Genomic DNA, 19997 nt, shown 5'->3' on the forward strand with positions numbered 1-19997 from the left:
GTGTCTGGGATCGGTTGGGACGTCGTCGCTCAGCCGGCCGCGGAGTCCGCGTAAGGGTCGGGCACGCCGAGGGTCGCGAGCGCCGCGACCTCCAGGGCCTCCATGGCCTCCGCGTCCGCGTCGCCGGTCTCGTGGTCCTGACCGAGCAGGTGGAGGGTGCCATGAACCAGGAGATGCGCGAGGTGGTGGACGAGCGGCTTCGACTGCTCGGCACTTTCGCGCACCAACGTGTCGTACGCAAGAACGACGTCGCCGAGCGGCACCGCGACGCCGGCATGGGCGGGCTGCGGCGAGGACGGAAACGACAGCACGTTGGTGGGCCGGTCCTTGCCCCGCCAGGTCCGGTTGAGCGCCTGCACGGTCGCGTCGTCGGCGAGCAGGACGCTGACCTCGACCGGGCCGGCGGGCGGCTCGGGGGCCGCGGCGAGCCCGGCCTCGACGGCGCGAATCACGAAGGCTTCGAGGTCAGGGACCGCGCCGCTCCAGCGTTCGTCCTCAATCGCCACCTCGACCACCATGTCGATCGCGTGCCCCATCACGCGAGCGGCCGCCGCCGCGGGTTCGGGTTGCGGTCGGCATCCGCCTCGCCGTGGGCTGCGCCCTCGTAGGCGGTGACGATGCGGCGCACGAGGTCGTGGCGGACCACGTCCTTGTCCCGGAAGGTGATGCGGCCGATGCCCTCGACGCCGTCGAGCACCCGCACCGCCTCGACCAGCCCCGACTTCTGCCCCGACGGCAGGTCGACCTGGGAGGGATCGCCGGTGACGATCATCCGCGAGTTCTCGCCGAGCCGGGTCAGGAACATCTTCATCTGCATCGAGGTGGTGTTCTGCGCCTCGTCCAGCAGCACGATCGCATTGGTGAGCGTGCGCCCGCGCATGAAGGCCAGCGGCGCGATCTCGATCACCCCGGTCTGCAGGCCGCGGTCGACGTGGCGCGCCTCCATGAAGTCGTAGAGCGCGTCGTAGATCGGGCGCAGGTACGGGTCGACCTTGTCGCGCATGTCGCCGGGGAGGAAGCCGAGGCGCTCGCCGGCCTCGACCGCCGGGCGCGAGAGGATCAGCCGCTCGGCGTGGCCCTGCTCCAGCAGCGAGACCGCGTGGCCGACGGCGAGCCAGGTCTTGCCGGTGCCGGCCGGACCCTCGGCGAAGACGAGCTCGTTGGCGCGCAGGGCCTTGATGTAGGCGTCCTGTGCGGCGTTCCGGGCCCGGACCGCGCCGCGCTTGCGCGTGGCGATCTGCTCGAAATGCGGCCGGTCCGGCTCGGCGGCGATGGCGGCCGCCGGGAACAGCTGGCCCTGGACGGTGGCCTCCTGGATCGCGCCGTCGACGTCGCCGAGCGTCAGGGCGCTGCCGCCGGTCCGCACGCGGGCGTAGAGCTTCTCGAACACCCGGCGGGCACGCTCGGTCGCGTCCGGCGAGCCCTTGAGCACGACGTGGTTGCCCAGCGCGGTGGCCGTCACCTCCAGCCGGCGCTCGATATGCGCGACGTTCTGGTCGTACTGGCCGAAGACGAGGCTCGCGAGGCGGTTGTCGTCGAAGGTCAGCGAGACCTCGACCGGCTCGTCGTGGCCGAAGCCCGGGCCGAGCGGCCGCGCGGCGGGCCCGCGCCCGCGCAAGGGGCCGCTGCGCCCGGCCGTTCCGTCGAATGACGCCACGAACACTCCCTTCATCGCCCGGCCCGCCGCCCTACGCGGCCGCCGCGGCCTCGATCGCCGCGCCGAACAGGCTGTTGGTCCCCGCCTCGACGATGCGCACGGGCACGACCTGCCCGATACGGGAGGTGGGGGCGTCGAACTGAACGGCGAGCAGGTGCGGCGTCTTGCCCGCGACCTGGCCGGGCCTGCGGCCGGCCTTCTCGACCAGGACCTCGACCACCTGCCCCACCGCCGCGCGCTGGAACGCGTGGCGCTGCGCGTCGAGCAGCGCCTGCAGCGCGTGCAGGCGGCCGGTCATCACGTCCTCCGGGACCGCGTCGCTGCGCTCGGCGGCCGGCGTGCCGGGGCGCGGGCTGTACTTGAAGGAATAGGCGCTCTCGAACCCGATGTCGGAGACGAGCCGCATCGTGTCGGCGAACTCGGCGTCGGTCTCGCCGGGAAAGCCGACGATGAAGTCCGAGGACAGGGCGATGTCGGGGCGGGCCCTGCGGACGCGGTCGATGATCCGCCGGTAGGCGTCGCCGGTGTGGCGCCGGTTCATCGCGGACAGGATCCGGTCGGAGCCCGACTGCACCGGAAGGTGCAGGTAGGGCATCAGCGCCGGGATCTCGGCATGGGCCGCGATCAGGTCGTCGCCCATGTCGTTGGGGTGGCTCGTGGTGTAGCGGATCCGCGCGATGCCCGGCACGCGCGCCACCGCGCGGATCAGGTCGGCCAGCGTCGCCGCGCCGCCGTCGGCCCCGAGCCCGTGATAGGCGTTCACGTTCTGGCCGACGAGGCCGATCTCGCGGACCCCGCCGGCGGCGAGCTTCTCCGCCTCCGCGACGACGGCGGCGACGGAACGCGAGACCTCGGCGCCGCGGGTGTAGGGCACCACGCAGAACGCGCAGAACTTGTCGCAGCCCTCCTGCACCGTGAGGAAGGCGGAGACGCCCGCGGTGCGGCGCGCCGGCAGGTGGTCGAACTTGTCCTCGACGGGGAATTCGGTGTCGACCACGCGCCTGGCATGCGAGCGGGCGAGCAGGTCCGGCAGCCGATGGTAGCTCTGCGGCCCGACGACCACGTCCACCACGGGCGCGCGGTGCAGGATCTCGGAGCCTTCCGCCTGCGCGACGCAGCCGGCGACGACGATGCGGGTGTCGCGGCCTTCGAGCTTCCGCGCGTCCTTGAGCACGCGCAGCCGGCCGAGCTCGGAATAGACCTTCTCGGCCGCCTTCTCGCGGATGTGGCAGGTGTTGAGCACCACCACGTCCGCCTCCTCGACGGCGTCGGTGGCGGAGAACCCCTGCTCGGCCAGGACGTCCGCCATGCGGGCGGCGTCGTAGGCGTTCATCTGGCAGCCGTAGGATTTGACGAAGGCTTTTTTCGACACCGCGTCGGGTCCCGGGTTCCTTGGGATACGGCGCGCGAATATCTCTGCGGCCGAGGCGGCACGCCTCTATCATAGATCCGGCCCGCCGTCGCGACCCGGTCCGAGCGCTTGCCAATTCGTATCCTATAGAATACGAACATTTAGGATTCCGGCCCGACGCACGGCTGATTTCGATGCTTGGCTCGGCGCCTTGCGGGATCCGCGTGCCAAGGCGCGGATCGCGATCCGGATCGACCGTCTCGCTCTGGGCAATGCCGGCGATGCGAAGCCGGTCGGCTCCGGGGTGAGCGAGATGCGCATCGATTACGGACCTGGCTACCGACTGTACTTCATCCGTCGCGGCGAAGCCCTGATCGTTCTGCTCTGCGGCGGAGACAAGGGCAGCCAGCAACGGGATATCGTGCGGGCCAGGGCGCTGGCCGCAGATCTGAAGGATGGAGACGGCGGATGACCGAGACGCAGCCCTACGATTCGGCAGACTATCTCGAGACCGACGAGGCGCTGGCGGAATACCTCACCGCGGCCTTCGAGGAAGGAGACACGGCGCTCTTCCGCCACGCGCTCGGCGTCGCCGCCCGCGCCCGCGGCATGACGCGGATCGCCCGCACCTCCGGCCTGTCGCGCGAGAGCCTGTACAAGGCCCTCTCCGAGGAGGGCAATCCGAGCCTCGATACGACGGTGCGCGTCCTGAGGGCGATGAACCTGCGGCTGACGGCGACCGTGCCGCACGCGCCCGAACCGGCCTGACGGGATTCAGGCCGCCGCCGTGCCGTCCGTGAGGCCCGGCAGCGGCCGGGCGGGCGCGTGGCCCGGCACCCCCGCGTGGCCCTGCATCGCCCCCGTGCCCTTCATCGCGGCGCGGACGGCGGCCTCCGCCTGGGCCGTGACGGCCTTGCGGTCGGTGCCGGCCTCGAAGGCGATCGGCTGGCCCCAGACCACGTGGACGTCGATCGGCCCGCGCTCGAAGAACAGGGCGAGATGGGGGGCGAGGTCCATGTCGCCGTACCACGCGATCTCGGGGCGCTCGGCCCGGCCCACGGGCAGGCCGTTGCGGCGCGGATAGGTGATCGCCAGGGGCTGCAGGCGGATGCGGTCGAGGCCGCCGTCGGCCCCTCGCGCCTGGATCGCGGCCCGCGCCGCGCCGACGAGCGAGGAGCGGAACGGCAGCAGGCGGGTGCCGTCGCCGGTGGTGCCCTCGGCGAACAGCACCACGAGCTCGCCCCGCGCCAGCCGGTCGCCGATCGCGGCGTTGACGGTCGCGGTCGCGCCGCGCCGCGCCCGGTCGATGAACACCGTGCGCTGGAGGGCGGCGAGCGTGCCGATCACCGGCCAGCCGGCGATCTCGGACTTCGCCACGAAGGAGAGCGGCCGCAGCGAGCCGACGGCGATGATGTCGAGCCAGGAGACGTGGTTGGCGAGCACCAGCGCGGCCTCGCCGGGGCGGGGCGGGGTGCCGCTCTGCGTCACGCGCACCGAGAACAGGGCCAGGAACACCCGGTGGAACAGCGCCGGCGCGAGGCCCCATCCGCGGCGCTCGCCGAAGCGCAGGGCCAGCCAGTGCGGACCGGCGAGCAGCGCGAAGGCCAGCGCGCAGACGACCAGGCGCAGGGCCACCCCGACGCGCGTCACCGGGCGCTCACGTCAGGTCGGCGCGCATGGTGAGCGCGGTCGCGCGGCTGCCGTCGGCCTGCGCGTAGTAGCCGGTCCGCGTGCCCACCCGGGTGAACCCGTGCCGGGCGTAGAGCTTGAGCGCGGGCGCATTGCCCTCGTCGACCTCCAGGTGGACCTGCGCGACGCCGATCAGCGCCAGGTGCCCGAGATGCTCGCGCAGCAGCCGATGGCTCAGGCCGCCGCCGCGGGCGGAGGGCGCCAGCACGACGGTGAGGATCTCGGCCTCGTCGGCGACCTTGCGGGACAGGATGAAGCCCTGCATCGCGCCGGCCCGCCACAGGGCGTGCCCCTGCGTCGCGCGCTCGCACAGCATCCGCTCGAACTCGTGCGCGTCCCAGGGCCGCGCGAAGGCGGTGGCGTGGAGCCGGGCGAGCGTGCGCGCCTGGTCGGCCTCGCGCAAGGGCGCGACGTAGGGCTCGGGGCCCCAGGCCTCCCACCAGGCGAGCCACCATTCCAGCGGCCAGAAGGGCGAGACCGGGCGGCTCATGCCTGTGGCCCTCGATGCCGCCGCATCGCGGGCGATCCGCCGCATCGGCGGCGCGCCTTCGCGCTTGCCGGCGGCCGAAGGCCGCTGGAACGGTCCGAGCGATGAGGCTTGCGTGTCATCGGCGGGCGATCCGCGCGTGGTCCTGCGGCTGGGCGTCGGCCCCGCGCAGGTACATCGGCCGGGGCAGGGCCTGGGCCGGGTCGGCGACCAGGCCGAGCGAGGCGACCCAGGCGATGTCGGGCCCGCCGGCGCCCGCGACGTCGACCGCGATCCCGCGGGCCCGGAGCACGGCCGCCAGGAGGGCGGCACCGGAGCCGACGAGGGTGACGGGGCCGGCCCCGAGCCGGTCGGCGGCCTCCTCGAGGCGCAGGTGCGTCGGCGGCACGACGATGCCGTCGCCCGCGCTCATCGCCTGGAGGTAGACCGCACCGTGGCGGGCATCGATCGCGGCGGCGATCAGGCCGTCGCCGTTCAGCGCCAGCTGCGGCGCCAGCAGCGCCGAGAGGGTGGTGACCCCGACCACGGGAATGCCGGCGGCGAGGCCGACGGCGCGGGCCGCCGACAGGCCGACGCGCAGGCCGGTGTAGCTGCCGGGGCCGACGGTGACGGCGACGCGGGACAGGCCCTCGAACCCGGCTGCGAACCGGGCCATCACCCGCTCGACCAGCGGCAGCAGCGCCTCGGCGTGGCCGCGGGCGAGCGTCATGGATTCCTGCGCGAGCAGATCGACGGACCCGTCGGCCGCCTCGGTCGCGACGCAGGCCGAGCAGAGCTCGAGTGCCGTGTCGATGGCCAGGATATGCACGCCCACTCCCGTTCGCCGGGGCTTCGCTCCCGTCCGCCCTCTGAAGGAAGCCGCGAGCCTAAGCCAAAACGGCCGCGCCCGTCAGTGCGGGGCGGCCGTCGGCGCGCGGTTCGGGAGAAGGTGTTGCAAAGGCGCTTCGGGTGCCGGCTGGGCGCGCACCCGAAGCGCCGCGATTTCGAAGCGCCGGTCTCAGACCGCCTGGACTTCCCGGATCTCGGGCAGGAAGTGCTTGAACAGGTTCTGCACGCCGTGCCGGAGCGTCGCGGTCGAGGACGGGCAGCCGGAGCAGGCGCCCTTCATCTCCAGGTAGACGACGCCTTCCTTGTAGCCGCGGAAGGTGATGTCGCCGCCGTCGCCCGCCACCGCCGGGCGCACGCGGGTCTCGAGCAGGTCCTTGATCGTCACCACGGTGTCGTGGTCGGCGGCGTCGTAAAATTCCTCGGCGTCGTCGTCGGCCTGCGCGGAGCCTTCCGCCATCACCGGCGCGCCGGACTGGAAGTGCTCCATGATCGCGCCCAGAAGGGCCGGCTTGACCTGCGGCCACTCGTCGACGCCGTCGGCCTTGGTCACCGAGATGAAGTCGTGGCCGAAATACACGCCGGCGACGCCGGGCACGTCGAACAGGCGCTGCGCCAGGGGCGAGCGGGCGGCGCCGTCCGCGTCCTTGGCCTCGAAGGTGCCCTCCTGCAGCACCACCCGACCGGGCAGGAACTTCAAGGTGGCGGGGTTCGGGGTCGCTTCGGTCTGGATGAACATGTCTGACAGGATCCTCGTCCGCTGCGCCGGTTCAAGGCCGGCCGGGAACGGCGCGTCTCGCGCCATCCTCCATGTGGACCGCGGACCGGATTTTCTCAACCGGGGCGGGCAATCGACGGGCCCCGCCGGCAATGGGCAATCGCCGCCGGCAATCGACGGGCGCGGCCGGCAATCGACAAGCGCGTGGGCTTGGTGTATCGCGGCGCCAACTCAAAACAGGATGCCGAAATCCTGACGCCCGCAAGCCCATCCGGGGCAGCGCGGCGCGACGGCCGGAGCTATTCATGAACATCATCCAGCAGCTCGAGCAGGAAGAAGTCGCTCGACTGAACAAGACCATCCCCGACTTCCAGCCCGGCGACACGGTGATCGTGAACGTCAAGGTCAAGGAAGGCGAGCGCACCCGCGTCCAGGCCTACGAGGGCGTGGTGATCGCGCGCTCCGGCGGCGGCCTCAACGAGAGCTTCACCGTCCGCAAGATCTCCTACGGCGAGGGCGTCGAGCGCCTGTTCCCGGTCCACGGCCCGCTGATCGATTCGATCAAGGTGGTGCGCCGCGGCAAGGTACGCCGGGCCAAGCTGTACTACCTGCGCGACCGCCGCGGTAAGTCCGCCCGCATCGCCGAGCGCACCGACAAGAACAAGGGCAAGGCGAAGGCCGCGCCGGCCGCCGCCGAGTAGTCCGCGCCTCCCCGTACGGGGAGCGGACGCGACGAGAAAAGCCCGCCGCGATCCGATCGCGGCGGGCTTTTCGTTGCCGGGGTTGCGTGCCGGCCGAGGCGCTCAGGCGGTGCGCAGGGCCCGGCGCTTGCTCGAGGCGGTCACCTGCATCAGCCCGACCATCACCAGGATCGTGCCGACGTAGACGATGCCCTGGAGCGCGGTCGGGCGGTCGGTGTAGCCGACGAGCGCGTGCAGCACGCGGCCCGGCCAGCCGTTCTCCGGGATCAGGCCGGACGAGTTCCACAGGATCTGGTCGAGCCCGGTGACGATGCCGGCGTTCGACAGGAACTGCGCCGCCTGCGCCGCGAGGCCGGCGGCGAGGAAGATGATCAGCGCGCTCGTCACCGAGAACACGTAGCGGCTCGGGATCGCGGCGAGGCCGAAATAGCTGATGCCCGAGAGCAGGGCGCCTGCGCCGACGCCGGCGAGCGCCCCGGCCTGCAGGTCGGCCCCCGACGCCCCCGAGGCGACGAGGCCGTAGAGGAACAGCACCAGCTCCGCGCCCTCGCGCAGGATCGCCGCGCCGACGACCAGCGCCAGCGCCGCCGCGGTGCGCTGCCCGGAGCGGACGGCCTCGCCCGCCGCCCGCAGCTCGCCCGCGAGCTCGCGCCCGTGGGCCGCCATCCAGGTGTTGTGCCAGACCAGCATCAGCACGGCGACGATGAGCACGGCGGCGTTGAGCAGGTCCTGCCCCGCGCCCTCGAACGCGTCCGAGATCTTCTCGGCGAACAGCGCGACGAGGGCGGCGCCGGCCAGGCCCCCGACGATGCCGAGCGCGACCCAGCGGCCGCGCCCGGGAATGCCGCGGGTGGCCGCCAGCACGATCGAGATGATGAGGCCCGCCTCGATGACCTCGCGGAAGGCGATGACGAAGGCTCCGATCATGCGGATATCCCGGCTTTCGCGTTGATGGGGCGCTCGCGCGCTACCAGATCCAGAACAGAAGCGCCCAGTTCGCCACCGCGAGGCCCGCGGCGGCACCGATGCACAGGGTGGTGGCGACCCGGCGCGGGCCGCCGGCCGACAGGCCGGCGATCCGCCAGGCCAGCCAGAGGCTCCACAGGCTGGCCCCGCCGAGGAGGCCGGCGCGGACCTCGTCGACGTAGGGCAGGACGAAGCCCTCGCCGCGCAGGAAGGTGACCGTGAGCGCCGAGAGGCCGAGGAAGACGCCGCAGCCGGCGATCGGGATCAGCGCCTGCGTCAGGTGGTGGAAGCGGGCGGTGGACCACGGCCCGCCCGCGCGGGTCGCGAGCGCGACCAGGCCGGTCAGCGCGAGCCCGATGCCGAGGCAGGCGGCGGCGATGTAGGCGAGCAGCATCGCGCCGTCGAGGAGGGTGAGCACGTCGTTGTGCTCGGGGTAGTTCGTCAGCACGAACCACGGCGCCGAGGTCTCCAGCGGCCAGGTGACGCCGCGCTCGATCAGCCAGGTGGCGAGCCACTGCTTGCCGTCGATGTACCAGGGGCTCGACGACCACTGGAACGCGCCGACGGCGAGGCCCATCATGCCGAACAGGATCAGCACGGTCTGGTCGAGGGAGGGCTCGTCGCCGGCCACGTGGACGATCTCGTGGTTGGGCGAGCGGCGGGCCAGCCGCACGGCGCCGCGATAGCCGCTGCAGCGCCCGCACATGTGGCAGGCGCCCGAGCCGCGCATGGTCTTCACCGCCACGAGGGGCGCGCAGTTGAAGCCTTGCCCCGGCTTCGGCTTCGGCGAGGCGCTCCAGGCGGCGCCGTCGACCTGGAAGCTCACCGGCGCGAGCTTGGAGAGCACCGCGAACACGCCGTTGACCGGGCAGAGGTAGCGGCACCACACCCGCTTGTTGCGCCCGTACACGGCGCCGACGAGGATCGCCGCCACGGTCGAGCCGCCGAGCACGGCGAGCACCGGCTTCGGGTAGCCGTAGACGCTGACCATCTGGCCGTAGACCGTGGTGCCGGCGAACGCCAGGAACGGCCACCCGCCCCAGGTGATCCAGCGCGGCACGGCGCGGCCGAGGCTCCACCGGCTGGCGAACTCGGTGAGCGTGCCTTCGGGGCACAGCACCCCGCACCAGGCGCGCCCGGCGATGACCATGCTGAGCAGCACGAACGGCCACCAGATGCCCCAGAACGCGAATTGCGCCGCCAGCGTCAGGTTCGACCAGAGATGGGCGCCGCGGTCGGGCAGCGGCAGGAAGGCAGGCACGGCCACGAGCACGACGTAGATGCCGACCACCGCCCACTGGATGGTGCGCAGCACGCCGCCGTGCCGGCGGAGCCAGTCGCCGAAGTCGGCGAGGCGTCCGTCGATCCAGGCCTCCCGGCCGGGGCTGAGGGTCACGCCGGCCACCGGCTACTTCGCCACCGCGTCCTTGGCCACCAGCGTCGCCTTCGCCTCCGGATGGAAGTCGTCGAAGACGTCGTAGCTGCCAGGATCGAGGGTGCGGAAGATGATCGACGAGGTCGAGCCGGCGGCGAGCGCCTTCTCGCGCTTCAACTCGAGGCTCTCGAACTCCACCGGCGAGGTTCCGGTGTTCGAGATCTCCAGCTTGAAGCGGGTCTTGGCCGGAACCTCGATGATCGCGGGCAGGATCACGCCGTCCTTCATCTCGACCTTGATCACGGGCATGTCGTCGGCGCGCGCGGCCCGAGGCGCCAGGAGAAGCGGCGCCAGGAGAAGCGGTGCGAGGGCGAGCAGCGCCCAGCGGGCGGGAAGACCGGTCGCGGCCCGCATCCTCAGTACGCGCCCTTCTTGCCGATGCCGGCGAAGGTGAAGTCCTGGGTGATGTCGAACGGCTTGAACCACTCGGCCACCCCGGTCTCCTTGTCGACGTGGCGGCCAAAATGGGCGTGCGGGCCGGGGGGCGCCACGGTGAGCTTGAGGCGGTAGCGGCCCGGCCCGAACAGCTTGACGTTGTCGCCGTAATGCGGGCCGTCGTTGGCGACCATGCCCATCAGCGGCCCCGAGACCTTCTGGTCAGTGGGCTTGTCGCCGTCGAGCTTCACCACCTCGAAGGTCACGGTCAGCGACGGCACGAAGTCGCCCTCGGCGAAGCCGTTGCGGTTGTCCTTGGCGGCGCGGATGTCGGCCTCGAGGTGCAGGTCGGACTGCGCCGCCGCGCGCATCATGTCGGGCGGGTCCATCTCGATCGGCTGCAGGTACACCGCCGCGACCTCGAGACCGTTCTGGGTCACGTGGGGCCCGACGGGGATCTCCTTGGCGACCGCGGAGGCGGTGAGGCCGGCCAGGCCGGCGAGCAGGGGGAGGGTGAGACGGAGCGCGCGCATGGGATGCATCGCATACCCGGCCGCGCTGAAATTGGAAGAGGCTTGTTCGTCACATGCTCAAATCATAATCGTTCCAAACTGGGAACTATAAAGTCCAGGTTGGTAAAAATCAGCCGGCTTGAAAGATGAATCATAGATCTCGGAAGCTCGAACTCCGGCGAGTGCCTGCCCCGCCGGAGGTCTCGACTTAGAAATGCCCTGCGAGCAGCACGACGCCGGAGGCGACCACCGCGCCGCCGAGCATGGGAGCCATGACCGTACGGCGGGTGCCGGCCGCGATCGCCAGGCCAAGGCCGAGGCCGGCGGCGTGGAGCAGGGCGGTGCCGGCGAGGAACCCGAGGCCGTAGACGAGGCCGGAGGCGGTCTCGGGCATCTCCGCGCCGTGGGCATAGCCGTGGAACGTGGCAAAGCCGCCGACGAGGGCGCCGAGCGCGGCGACCGGAAGCCGGAGGCCGAACGCGGCCGCGAGGCCGAAGGCGACCACCGACAGGGCGATCCCGGTCTCGGCCACCGGCAGGCCGAGGCCGGAGACCTCGACGCCCGCCATGCCGAGCCCGGCGCCCGCCGCCATCAGCGCCAGGAAGGCCGCGGGCAGCGCCCACAGGGCCCGGCCGCCGCGCAGGGCCGCCAGCAGCCCGACCGCGACCATGGCGAGGACGTGGTCGGCTCCGCTCACCGGGTGCAGGAAGCCGTGCACGAGGCCCGCGGCCTCGCCGTGGCCGGGATGGGCGAGCGCCGCCTGCGGCAGCAGGACGAGGGCGGGAAGAGCGAGGGCGGCGAGACGCTTCATGGGGTGTCCTGACGGTCTGGTCGGGTCGATCATCGGATGGATAGGCGGCGGGCGCCAGGGGTCACCGACACCCTGGCAAAAATCACTCCATCGTCGGGGCGAGGGTCTTCACCCCCGGGACGTCCTCCCCGAGCCAGGCCGCGTTCTTGGCGGTGCCGTCGAAGGTCGCGCTGGTCTTGAACAGCTCGTACTTGCCTTCGAGCGCGTAGGGGCGGCTGCGCCCGAGCAGCTCGGCGACCGCCGCCTTGTCCATCGGCCGGAAGGTCTTCACCGCCTCGAACGCCTGGTCGAGGTCGCGCTGGCTCTGGATGCCGGTGATCAGCACCGAGACCGGCAGGTTGAGGCCGAAATGCAGGTACTCGATCGGCTTGATCGGCGCGTCGCTCTTCAGAATGACGCCGTCGCCGAAGGTCTTCATGCCGAGCGCGGCGATGCCGTTCTGCACGAGGTAGGGCAGGACGAGGTGGCCGAACGAGCGGAAATGCGCGTCCATGACGTTGAGCGGCATCTGCACCGAATCGAACTGGAACCCGCGCTCGTGGGCGACCTCCAGCATCTGCAGATGGATGCGCGGGTCCTTGTGCCCGGTGAAGCCGATGTAGCGCAGCTTGCCCGCCTTCTTCGCCTCGACGAAGGCCTCCATCGCGCCGCCCTCGGCGAAGACCCGGTCCGGGTCGTCGTAGCGCAGGATCTCGTGGTGCTGGACGAGGTCGATTCGGTCGGTGCGCAGGCGGTGCAGCGAGGCGTCGATCTGCTTCGTCGCCTCCTCCTTGGTGCGCCCGTCCATCTTGGACATTAGGAACACCTTGTCGCGCCGGCTGCCTTCCTGCAGCGCCGCGCCCATGCGCAGCTCGGAGCGGCCCTCGTTGTAGTCCCAGCAATTGTCCATGAAGGTGATGCCGCGCTCGATCCCCTGGTGGATCAGCCGCGTCGCCTCGTCGTCCGTCACCGCGCTCTTGCCGAGGTGGAACCCGCCCATGCCGATGGCCGAGATCTTGTCGGAATGGCGCCCGAAGGCGCGATAGAGCATCTCGCCGCGGCGCTCGCCCGGATCGGTGACGAGGGGGAGGCTCGCGGGATCGGACGGCCGGTTGCCGGGCAGGGCCGTCGGGTCGACGGCCGCGGTGGCGGTGCTGCCGCCGGCTGCGGCGAGGCCCGCGCCGACGACGGCGCTCTGAAGGAAGCTGCGGCGTTCCATGGGATTCTCCTGAGTTCGGGCGACGGATCGGTTCAGCCGGCCGCCCGGAGGCGTTCGGCGGTGTGGAGCAGGCGCAGGGCGGCGCAGGCCGCGCCGTAGCCGTTGTCGATGTTGACGACCGCGAGGCCGGGGGCGCAGCTCGCGAGCATCGCGTCGAGCGCCGTGCGGCCGCCCTCGGCGACGCCGTAGCCGACCGAGGTCGGCACGCCGATCACCGCGCCGGCGATGAGGCCGCCGAGCACGCTGGGCAGCGCCGCGTCCATGCCGGCGACGCAGATCACCACCGGGTGCGCGCGGATCTCGTCGAGGCGCCGGGTCAGCCGCCACAGGCCGGCGACGCCGACATCGGCGACGAGGGTCGCCGCGCAACCCTGGTAGGCCAGCGTCCGCAACGCCTCGCGGGCGACCGGCACGTCGGAGGTGCCGGCCGCGACCACGGCGATGCGGGCCGGCCCCTCGACCGGACGGGCAGCACCGAAGACGGCGGTGCGCGAGACCGGGCAGTAATCCAGCGCCGCGCGGTGGGCCGCCTGCAGGGCGGCGTGCTTGTCCGCGTCGAGGCGGGTCAGGAGGAAGCGCGCCTCCCGCTCGGCCGCGGCAGCGAGGATCGCGTCGATCTGCGCGGCGGACTTGCCGGCGCAGAACACCGCCTCCTCGAGGCCGATCCGCTCGGCGCGGGCGAAATCCAGGGTGAACTCGTCGGAAACGCTCATGCCCGGGCCCCGCCGCCGACGAGAAAGGCGCTGCCGGTGCGGTAGGGCTCGAAGCGGATCGCGTTCGCGGCGAGGCGTCCCGGTGCCTGCGCCGCGATCCAGCCTTCGAGCGCGTCCCGGCCGCCGGCATCGAGCGCCGCGAGGCTCGCCGGATCGAGCTCGACGACGATCCCCGCGGCGCGCACGCGGCAGCGCACGGCGCGGCCCGGCTCCGCCCGGGTCGCCAGCGCGGCCCCGACGCGGCGCTCGACCGCGTGGATGAAGGCCAGCACCTCCGGCTCGATGCGGATACCGGTCTCGACCCGGCTCGACAGGCAGGGGGCGGAGGGCAGCTCGGCCACCGCGCCGAGGCCGAGATCGCGGCTCAGCCGCCGCACCGCCGCCTTGTCGAGGCCGGCCTCGACGTAGGGGTGGCGGACGCCGTAGCCGGCCGCGGCGTCGAGGCCGGGCCGGTACTCGCCGAGGTCGTCGAGGTTGGCGCCCGAGGCCATCGGCCGGTCGGTGACGCCGCGGATCGCGCCGTAGAGATTGGTCTTGCAGAAGAAGCAGCGGTTCACCGGGTTGGCGCGATAGGCCGGATCGGAGAACTCGCCGGCCTCGATCACCCGCAGGCTCCAGCCGGCGCGCGCCGCCTCGGCGCGGACGCGGTCGGTGGCTTCCGCCGGCACGGCGGGGGAGGCGGCATGCACCATCAGCGCGGCGTCGGCGCCGAGCACGCGATGGGCGAGCGCCGCCAGCGTCAGGCTGTCGACGCCGCCGCTTACCGCCACGGCGACGGACCCGATCTCGCGCAGGACGGCCTCGAGCCGGGTGGGAAGGGCGCTCACGACGTCGGCTCCGGCCTCTCGAGGGCGATCCGCTCGGCCTCGCGGCGCAGGGCGACCCGGGCGGCGTGGCCGCCGAGCGACCGGGCGTCGTCGGCCTCGGCCTTGGCGGTGCGCCCGCCCGGCCGCTCCGCGAGCTTGACCCGCACGTCCCGGCCTTCGACCGCGACGGTCGCGGCCCGGCGGGGCAGGGCGCGGCCGGCGACGAGCGCGTGGCGCAGGCCGATCGTCGCGGTCTCGGAGAAGCACGCGGCGACCACGGCATCGAGGGCGTCGGCGCGGGCGAGCAGGCGGACATGCGCCATTATCCGGCCCTTCTTGCCGAAGACCGGCATCTGCACGACGTCGAGCACGTCGTCCCGCATCCGCAGGCGGTCGAGCCCCATGGCCAAGTCCTCGCCGGACTGGTCATCGACCTCGAACTCGATCACCGCGATTGTGCGATGGTCCGGATGCGTCTCCGGCGCCGCTTCATCGAAGGCAAGCACCCGCACGCAGTTGCTCAGGCCGGGCAGGCGCCTGGTGCCGAAGCCGACGCCGGAGCGCCCGAGACGGCGCGGGCCGCTCGGCGCCGATCTGGCCCCGCCGCAGAGATGGCGCAGGATCGCGGCGCCGGTGGGCGTCACCCGCTCGCCCGGCACGCCGTCGTCGCGGGTCGGGAAGCCGTCGAGCAGCAGCGCGGTCGCCGGGGCCGGTACCGGCAGCAGGCCGTGCTGCGTGCGCACCATCCCGGAGCCGAGGGGGAGGGCGCCGACGCTCCATCGCGTGGCGCCGAGCGCGGCGACGAGGTGGGCGGCGGCGACGATGTCGGCGATCGAATCCCAGGCGCCGACCTCGTGGAACGCCACCTGCTCGACCGCGATGCCGTGCACGCGCGCCTCCGCCTCGGCGAGGTGGCCGAAGATCGCGAGCGCGTGCCCGCGCACCGCCGCTTCGAGATCGGCGCGTTCGAGCGCGACGCGGATCTCGGACCACGGGCGGTGATCGTGAGCGTGGGCGTGGGCGTGCGACGGGCCGTGCGCAGGATCGTGATCGTGGGGGCCGTGCGCGTGATGGCCGTGCGCGTGCCGGTCCGCGCCCTGCGGCGCGGGACCGGGCTCGCCGGGCCCGGAGACCAGGAAGCGGCTGCCCTGGAGCACGCCGTCGTTGTGCGGCAGCACGCGGCAGGCGACGCCCGCCCGGCTCGCCGCGCGGACGCTCGCCGACACGCCCTCGGTGTGCTCGGGAAAGGCGTCGAGGAGGGCGGCGACGAACATGTCGCCGGCCATGCCGCCGACCGCGTCGAGGTGGATCTGCATGCCTGTCCGATGGTGGAGCGGGCGAAAGGCCCGTCGGTTCGAACACCAGATCGGCCGGAAAGGTTTCGCGGCAAGGCCCCGCGGCCGAGCCCCGGCGAGGCGGATGGCCGCGCCGGCCGGCAGGTGCCGGGCCCGGCGCCGGCATGATAGCGGTCGGGCCGCAGCCGCAGGCTTTCGGACGATCGTGCCGGATGGTCGGGCCTTCCCAACGACAGGACCCTCATGACACGCCTCCCGCTTCTCGCCCTCGCCGGCCTCCTGTCGATCGGCGGCGCCCAGGCCGCCCCGGTCGTCGAGCGCCTGCGCGGCACGATCGAGGCGGTCGCGCCCGGCGCGATCACCCTGAAGACCATCGACGGCGTGTCGGAGACGATCGCGCTCGGCGACGACACCAAGTTCGTCTCGGTGGTCAAGGCCAGCCTCGACGACGTGAAGGAGGGCACCTTCATCGGCACCGCCACCAAGGGCGAGAGCCCGCGCACCGCGATCGAGGTCGTGCTGTTCCCCGAAGCCATGCGCGGCACCGGCGAGGGCCATTACGGCTGGGACGCGATCCCCGACACCACCGCCGGCGGCGCCCGGGTGAAGAGCGCCATGACCAATGGCACGGTCAAGGCCGACGCCCCGGCCCCCCGGGTGAAGAGCGCGATGACCAACGGCACCGTGTCGGCCAGCGCCGCCGGCGGCGGGGAGCGCACGCTGACCGTGACCTACAAGGACGGCGCGCAGACGGTGGTCGTGCCGCCCCAGGTGCCGGTGGTGACCTTCGAGCCGGCCGACCGGGCGGTCCTGAAGCCCGGCGCCAAGGCCTTCGTCACCGCGGCCCGCGACGGCAGCGCGTTGAGCGCCCGCCGGGTCGCCGTCGGCAAGGACGGGCTGACACCGCCGATGTAGGCGTCGCGCCCCGATCGCGCGGGCGGGCCGGGGATTCCGACCCGCCCGCCGCCCCGCCCGCGTTCGTCGTCACACGGACGTCATGGGGACGTGGGGAGAAGCGGCCCCGAGCCGCGTTCCAGCCGGCGCTTCAGGAGACGACGGCGATGCGTGCGATCCTCAACGGCGTCATCGTCGCCGGCCTGCTCGGCACCGCCGCCGCGGCGGCCGAGCGCCCCCGCAACGTGATCCTGTTCGTCCCCGACGGGATGCGCGCCGGGATGGTCACCCCGGAGACCGCGCCCGCCATGGCGGCGCTGCGCGACCAGGGCGTGAACCTCGCCAACAGCCATTCGCTGTTCCCGACCTTCACCACCGCCAACGGCTCGGCGATGGCGACCGGCCACCACCTCGGCGACACCGGCGACTTCTCGAACACGATCTACGTCGGCAAGCCGGTCGCGGCGCAGAACGGGACGGTGACGCCCTTCGTCGAGAACGATGCGGTGCTCGGCGAGATGAACGGCTTCTTCAACGGCGACTGGCTCAACGAGGAGACGGTGCTGCGGGCCGCCGCCAAGGCCGGGATCAGCACCGCGGCGATCGGCAAGCTCGGGCCGACCCTCAACTTCGACAACATCAGCCGCGACGGCGCCCCGACGATCATCGTCGACGACGACACCGGCTCGGCGCGCGGCATCCCCTTCAGCGCCGAGATGCGGGGCCTGCTGGCGGCCGGCGGCCTGCCGCTGGCCGCCCCCTCGCGCGGGGAGAACGGCAAGGCCGGCGACGCGACGACGCCGGGCACGCTGGTCGCCAACATCGCGCAGCAGGCCTACTTCGTCGACGTCGCCACGAAGGTCGTGCTGCCGCTGTTCAAGGCCCGCGGAAAACCGTTCGTGCTGGTCTACTGGTCGCGCGACCCGGACGCCGTGCAGCACAACCACGGCGACAGCCTGGGCAAGCTCGTGCCCGGCATCAACGGGCCGACCTCGCTCGCCGGCATCCGCAACGCCGACGACAACCTCGCGGCGCTGCGCCGGGCGCTGGACGCGCTCGGGCTGGCCGACACCACCGACATCGTCGTCGCCGCCGACCACGGCTTCTCGACCATCTCGAAGGAGAGCGCGACGAGCCCGTCCGCGAAGACCGCGCTTCCCGGCGTGCCCGCGGGGCAGCTTCCGCCGGGCTTCCTCGCGCTCGACCTCGCGGCCGCCCTCGGCTTGCCGCTGCACGAGCCCGATGCGAGCGCCGCCCCCGTCCTCGCCGGCCAGCGGCCGAAGCTCGGCAACGCGCTGCTCGGCCCCGACCCGAAGGCGCCGGACCTCGTCGTCGCGGTCAACGGCGGCTCGGACCTCGTCTACCTGCCGAAGGGCGACAGGGCGCTCGCCGCGCGCACGATCGCGGCGCTCCTGGCGCAGGACTACGTCAGCGGCCTCTTCGTCGACGACGCGCTCGGGCGCTTCCCCGGCACGCTGCCGCTTTCGGCGGTGAACCTGAAGGGCGAGGCCGCGACGCCGACGCCGGCGATCGTCGTCAACTTCCGCTCGTACAGCACCGGCTGCGCCAACCCGGAGACCTGCGTCGTCGAGGTCGCCGACACGGCGCTGCAGCAGGGCCAGGGCATGCACGGCAGCTTCAGCCGGGCCGACACCCACAACTTCATGGCCGCCATCGGCCCGAGCTTCAAGGCCGGCTTCGTCGACCCGCTGCCGGTGAGCAACGCCGATGTCGGGCAGACGCTCGCCGCCCTGCTCAAGCTCGAGATCCCCGCCAAGGGCCGCCTGATCGGCCGCCCGATGCGGGAGGCGATGCGGGAGGCGCCGGTACCGCAGGCGCAGGCCGGCACGCTCCGCTCGGAACCGTCGCCGGCGGGCCTGACCACGGTGCTGCGCTTCCAGCAGGTCGGGGACCAGCACTACTTCGATGCGGCCGGGTTCCCGGGGCGGACGTTCGGGCTGGAGTGAGGCCGCCGGCCGAGGCGCCCGACGCCGGGCGTTTGCCATCACGACGGATTCGCGGCCGGCCGGACCGGCATCGAGTCGCCTCGCGGCGGCGCGGGCGCTACCGTGGGTTCGCCGAGACCGGGCCGTGCGGCCCGGTCCCAGGAACAGGAGTCGTCCGATGAGCACCGTCCGCATCCTGCCCGTGATCCTGTGCGGCGGCTCGGGCACGCGGCTGTGGCCGGTATCGCGCGAGAGCATGCCCAAGCAGTTCGCGCGGCTGGTGGACGCGTCGGAATCGACGTTCCAGGCCACCGCGCGGCGGGTGGGCGACGCGGCGGTCTTCGCCCGGCCGGCGGTGATCGCGGCAGCCGAGTCGCGCTTCATCGTCGCCGAGCAGCTGGCCCAGGCCGGGATGTCCGCCGACATCATCCTGGAGCCGGAGGGGCGCGACTCGGCCGCCGCCGTGGCGGTGGCGGCCTTGCACGCGGCCAAGGCAGACCCGGAGGCGGTGGTGCTGATCATGGCCGCCGACCACGTGATCGGCGACGTGCCGGCCTTCGCCGCCGCCGTGCGCACGGCGGCGGTCGGCGCGCGGGCCGGCTACACCATGACGCTCGGCATCGAGCCGACGCGCCCGGCGACCGATTACGGCTACATCCGCCGCGGGGGGGCGCTGCCGGAGGCCGAGGGCGCCTTCGCGGTGGCGCGCTTCGTCGAGAAGCCGGATGCGGAGGGCGCCGCCGCGCTGATCGCGGAGGGCGCCCTGTGGAACTCGGGCTACTTCCTGTTCCGGGCCGACCTGATGCTGGCCGAGCTCGAGGCGCACGCGCCCGCGGTGCTCTCCGCCGCCCGCGCGGCGCTGGAGCGGGCCGGCGTCGACCTCGACTTCGTCCGCCTGGACGCGGCGGCGTTCGGGCAGGCGCCCAAGATCTCGATCGACTACGCGGTGATGGAGCGCACGACGCGCGCCGGCGTGCTGCCGGTATCGTTCCCGTGGTCGGACGTCGGCACCTGGGACGCGGTCTGGCAGGTGCTGCCGCAGGACGCCGCCGGCAACGCGGTGCGCGGCCGGGTCGAGCTCCTGGGCACGCGCAACAGCCTGGTGCACAGCGAGGGCGAGGGGCTGACCACGGTGGTCGGCCTCGACGACGTGGTGGTGGTGGCGACCCCCGACGCGGTGCTGGTCGCCTCGAAGGCGCAGTCGGGCCGGGTCAAGGAGCTGGTCGGGGTGCTGCGGGCCCGGGCCCATCCGGAGGCCGACGCGCACCGGCGGATGTACCGGCCCTGGGGCTGGTACCAGCGCGTCGACATCGGCGAGCGCTTCCAGGTCAAGCGCATCATGGTGACGCCGGGCGGGCGCCTGTCGCTGCAGAAGCATTTCCACCGCGCCGAGCACTGGGTGGTGGTGAAGGGCACGGCGGAGGTGACGCTGGGCGAGCGCCTCGTCCTCGTCCACGAGAACGAGGCGGTGTACCTGCCGATCGGCTCGCTGCACCGCCTGACCAATCCCGGCAGGATCCCGCTCGAGCTGATCGAGGTCCAGGTCGGCTCCTATACCGGCGAGGACGACATCATCCGCGTCGAGGATGTCTACGGGCGGTGACGCGCGGGCGCGCCC

At 72.9% G+C, this 19997-nt stretch carries 22 protein-coding genes; 6 read left to right on the top strand and 16 right to left on the bottom strand.

Annotated elements, in window-relative coordinates; translation table 11 throughout:
* Positions 1 to 29: 29 nt before the first annotated feature.
* The 3 genes from ybeY to miaB all read right to left on the bottom strand — a co-directional run bounded on the left by ybeY (position 30) and on the right by miaB (position 3029).
* Positions 30 to 536 carry an rRNA maturation RNase YbeY gene (ybeY, locus tag MKK60_RS13770; RefSeq protein WP_147729656.1) on the bottom strand — a complete coding sequence of 169 codons (507 nt, stop codon included), beginning with the start codon at positions 534 to 536 and terminating at the stop codon, positions 30 to 32.
* On the bottom strand, positions 536 to 1618 hold the full coding sequence (locus MKK60_RS13775; RefSeq protein ID WP_243986644.1) for a PhoH family protein: 1083 nt from the start codon (positions 1616 to 1618) through the stop codon (positions 536 to 538). Before MKK60_RS13775 ends, ybeY begins: the two co-directional genes overlap by 1 nt.
* Before the next feature lie 70 nt (positions 1619 to 1688).
* Entirely contained in the window at positions 1689 to 3029 is a 1341-nt protein-coding gene (gene miaB / locus MKK60_RS13780) for a tRNA (N6-isopentenyl adenosine(37)-C2)-methylthiotransferase MiaB (protein ID WP_313901125.1), read from the bottom strand.
* Positions 3030 to 3219: 190 nt separating this feature from the next.
* On the opposite strand from miaB, the gene MKK60_RS13785 reads away from it, so the two are divergent.
* Positions 3220 to 3480 (top strand): type II toxin-antitoxin system RelE/ParE family toxin, encoded by a 261-nt coding sequence (locus tag MKK60_RS13785; RefSeq protein ID WP_409567179.1) that lies wholly within the window; start codon positions 3220 to 3222, stop codon positions 3478 to 3480.
* A complete protein-coding gene (locus MKK60_RS13790; protein WP_147844005.1) occupies positions 3477 to 3776 on the top strand; it encodes an addiction module antidote protein in 300 nt (99 codons plus the stop codon). The genes MKK60_RS13785 and MKK60_RS13790 overlap by 4 nt, the downstream gene beginning before the upstream one ends.
* A 6-nt stretch (positions 3777 to 3782) precedes the next feature.
* On the opposite strand, the gene MKK60_RS13795 is transcribed toward MKK60_RS13790, so the two are convergent.
* From MKK60_RS13795 to MKK60_RS13810, 4 genes are all read right to left on the bottom strand, one after another.
* Positions 3783 to 4658, bottom strand: a complete 876-nt coding sequence (locus MKK60_RS13795; RefSeq protein WP_147844004.1) for a lysophospholipid acyltransferase family protein — start codon at positions 4656 to 4658, stop codon at positions 3783 to 3785.
* A 7-nt stretch (positions 4659 to 4665) separates the two neighbouring features.
* Complete coding sequence (locus MKK60_RS13800) at positions 4666 to 5187, bottom strand: GNAT family N-acetyltransferase (RefSeq protein WP_147844003.1); 522 nt, start codon at positions 5185 to 5187, stop codon at positions 4666 to 4668.
* 115 nt (positions 5188 to 5302) lie between these two features.
* Complete coding sequence (gene tsaB / locus MKK60_RS13805) at positions 5303 to 5992, bottom strand: tRNA (adenosine(37)-N6)-threonylcarbamoyltransferase complex dimerization subunit type 1 TsaB (RefSeq protein WP_243986554.1); 690 nt, start codon at positions 5990 to 5992, stop codon at positions 5303 to 5305.
* A gap of 189 nt (positions 5993 to 6181) precedes the next feature.
* Complete coding sequence (locus tag MKK60_RS13810; protein WP_147729514.1) at positions 6182 to 6748, bottom strand: NifU family protein; 567 nt, start codon at positions 6746 to 6748, stop codon at positions 6182 to 6184.
* Between the two features lie 284 nt (positions 6749 to 7032).
* Here MKK60_RS13810 and rplS point away from each other — a divergent pair, with 284 nt between their 5' ends.
* Positions 7033 to 7428 (top strand): 50S ribosomal protein L19, encoded by a 396-nt coding sequence (gene rplS, locus MKK60_RS13815; protein ID WP_147729513.1) that lies wholly within the window; start codon positions 7033 to 7035, stop codon positions 7426 to 7428.
* 102 nt (positions 7429 to 7530) lie between these two features.
* Here the strand turns inward: rplS and MKK60_RS13820 are convergent, their stop codons facing one another.
* The 9 genes from MKK60_RS13820 to MKK60_RS13860 all read right to left on the bottom strand — a co-directional run bounded on the left by MKK60_RS13820 (position 7531) and on the right by MKK60_RS13860 (position 15560).
* Positions 7531 to 8355: an FTR1 family protein gene (locus MKK60_RS13820; protein ID WP_147859047.1), complete on the bottom strand. Its 825-nt coding sequence runs from the start codon at positions 8353 to 8355 to the stop codon at positions 7531 to 7533.
* Positions 8356 to 8395: 40 nt separating this feature from the next.
* The gene (locus MKK60_RS13825; protein ID WP_243986556.1) at positions 8396 to 9790 is read right to left on the bottom strand and encodes a 4Fe-4S binding protein; all 1395 of its coding nucleotides are present in this window, start codon (positions 9788 to 9790) and stop codon (positions 8396 to 8398) included.
* Between the two features lie 12 nt (positions 9791 to 9802).
* Positions 9803 to 10183 (bottom strand): cupredoxin domain-containing protein, encoded by a 381-nt coding sequence (locus tag MKK60_RS13830; RefSeq protein ID WP_243986558.1) that lies wholly within the window; start codon positions 10181 to 10183, stop codon positions 9803 to 9805.
* 2 nt (positions 10184 to 10185) lie between these two features.
* Entirely contained in the window at positions 10186 to 10737 is a 552-nt protein-coding gene (locus tag MKK60_RS13835; protein ID WP_147844021.1) for an iron transporter, read from the bottom strand.
* Between the two features lie 187 nt (positions 10738 to 10924).
* Positions 10925 to 11527: a HupE/UreJ family protein gene (locus tag MKK60_RS13840; protein ID WP_243986559.1), complete on the bottom strand. Its 603-nt coding sequence runs from the start codon at positions 11525 to 11527 to the stop codon at positions 10925 to 10927.
* A gap of 82 nt (positions 11528 to 11609) precedes the next feature.
* A complete protein-coding gene (locus tag MKK60_RS13845; protein WP_147729793.1) occupies positions 11610 to 12725 on the bottom strand; it encodes an aldo/keto reductase in 1116 nt (371 codons plus the stop codon).
* Between the two features lie 32 nt (positions 12726 to 12757).
* On the bottom strand, positions 12758 to 13438 hold the full coding sequence (gene larB, locus MKK60_RS13850; protein ID WP_243986562.1) for a nickel pincer cofactor biosynthesis protein LarB: 681 nt from the start codon (positions 13436 to 13438) through the stop codon (positions 12758 to 12760).
* Positions 13435 to 14265, bottom strand: coding sequence for an adenine nucleotide alpha hydrolase (locus MKK60_RS13855; RefSeq protein ID WP_243986563.1), 831 nt, complete (start codon positions 14263 to 14265; stop codon positions 13435 to 13437). Before MKK60_RS13855 ends, larB begins: the two co-directional genes overlap by 4 nt.
* Positions 14262 to 15560: a LarC family nickel insertion protein gene (locus MKK60_RS13860; protein WP_243986564.1), complete on the bottom strand. Its 1299-nt coding sequence runs from the start codon at positions 15558 to 15560 to the stop codon at positions 14262 to 14264. Before MKK60_RS13860 ends, MKK60_RS13855 begins: the two co-directional genes overlap by 4 nt.
* A gap of 222 nt (positions 15561 to 15782) precedes the next feature.
* Between MKK60_RS13860 and MKK60_RS13865 the strand changes: the two genes are divergently transcribed.
* The 3 genes from MKK60_RS13865 to MKK60_RS13875 all read left to right on the top strand — a co-directional run bounded on the left by MKK60_RS13865 (position 15783) and on the right by MKK60_RS13875 (position 19982).
* A complete protein-coding gene (locus MKK60_RS13865) occupies positions 15783 to 16454 on the top strand; it encodes a metal ABC transporter permease (protein WP_147729579.1) in 672 nt (223 codons plus the stop codon).
* Positions 16455 to 16600: 146 nt separating this feature from the next.
* A complete protein-coding gene (locus MKK60_RS13870; RefSeq protein ID WP_243986565.1) occupies positions 16601 to 18400 on the top strand; it encodes an alkaline phosphatase family protein in 1800 nt (599 codons plus the stop codon).
* 157 nt (positions 18401 to 18557) lie between these two features.
* On the top strand, positions 18558 to 19982 hold the full coding sequence (locus tag MKK60_RS13875; protein WP_243986566.1) for a mannose-1-phosphate guanylyltransferase/mannose-6-phosphate isomerase: 1425 nt from the start codon (positions 18558 to 18560) through the stop codon (positions 19980 to 19982).
* The last annotated feature ends 15 nt before the right edge of the window (positions 19983 to 19997 follow it).

The sequence above is a fragment of the Methylobacterium sp. J-092 genome (genome assembly GCF_022829325.1).
In the GTDB taxonomy this organism is placed as follows: Bacteria; Pseudomonadota; Alphaproteobacteria; order Rhizobiales; family Beijerinckiaceae; genus Methylobacterium.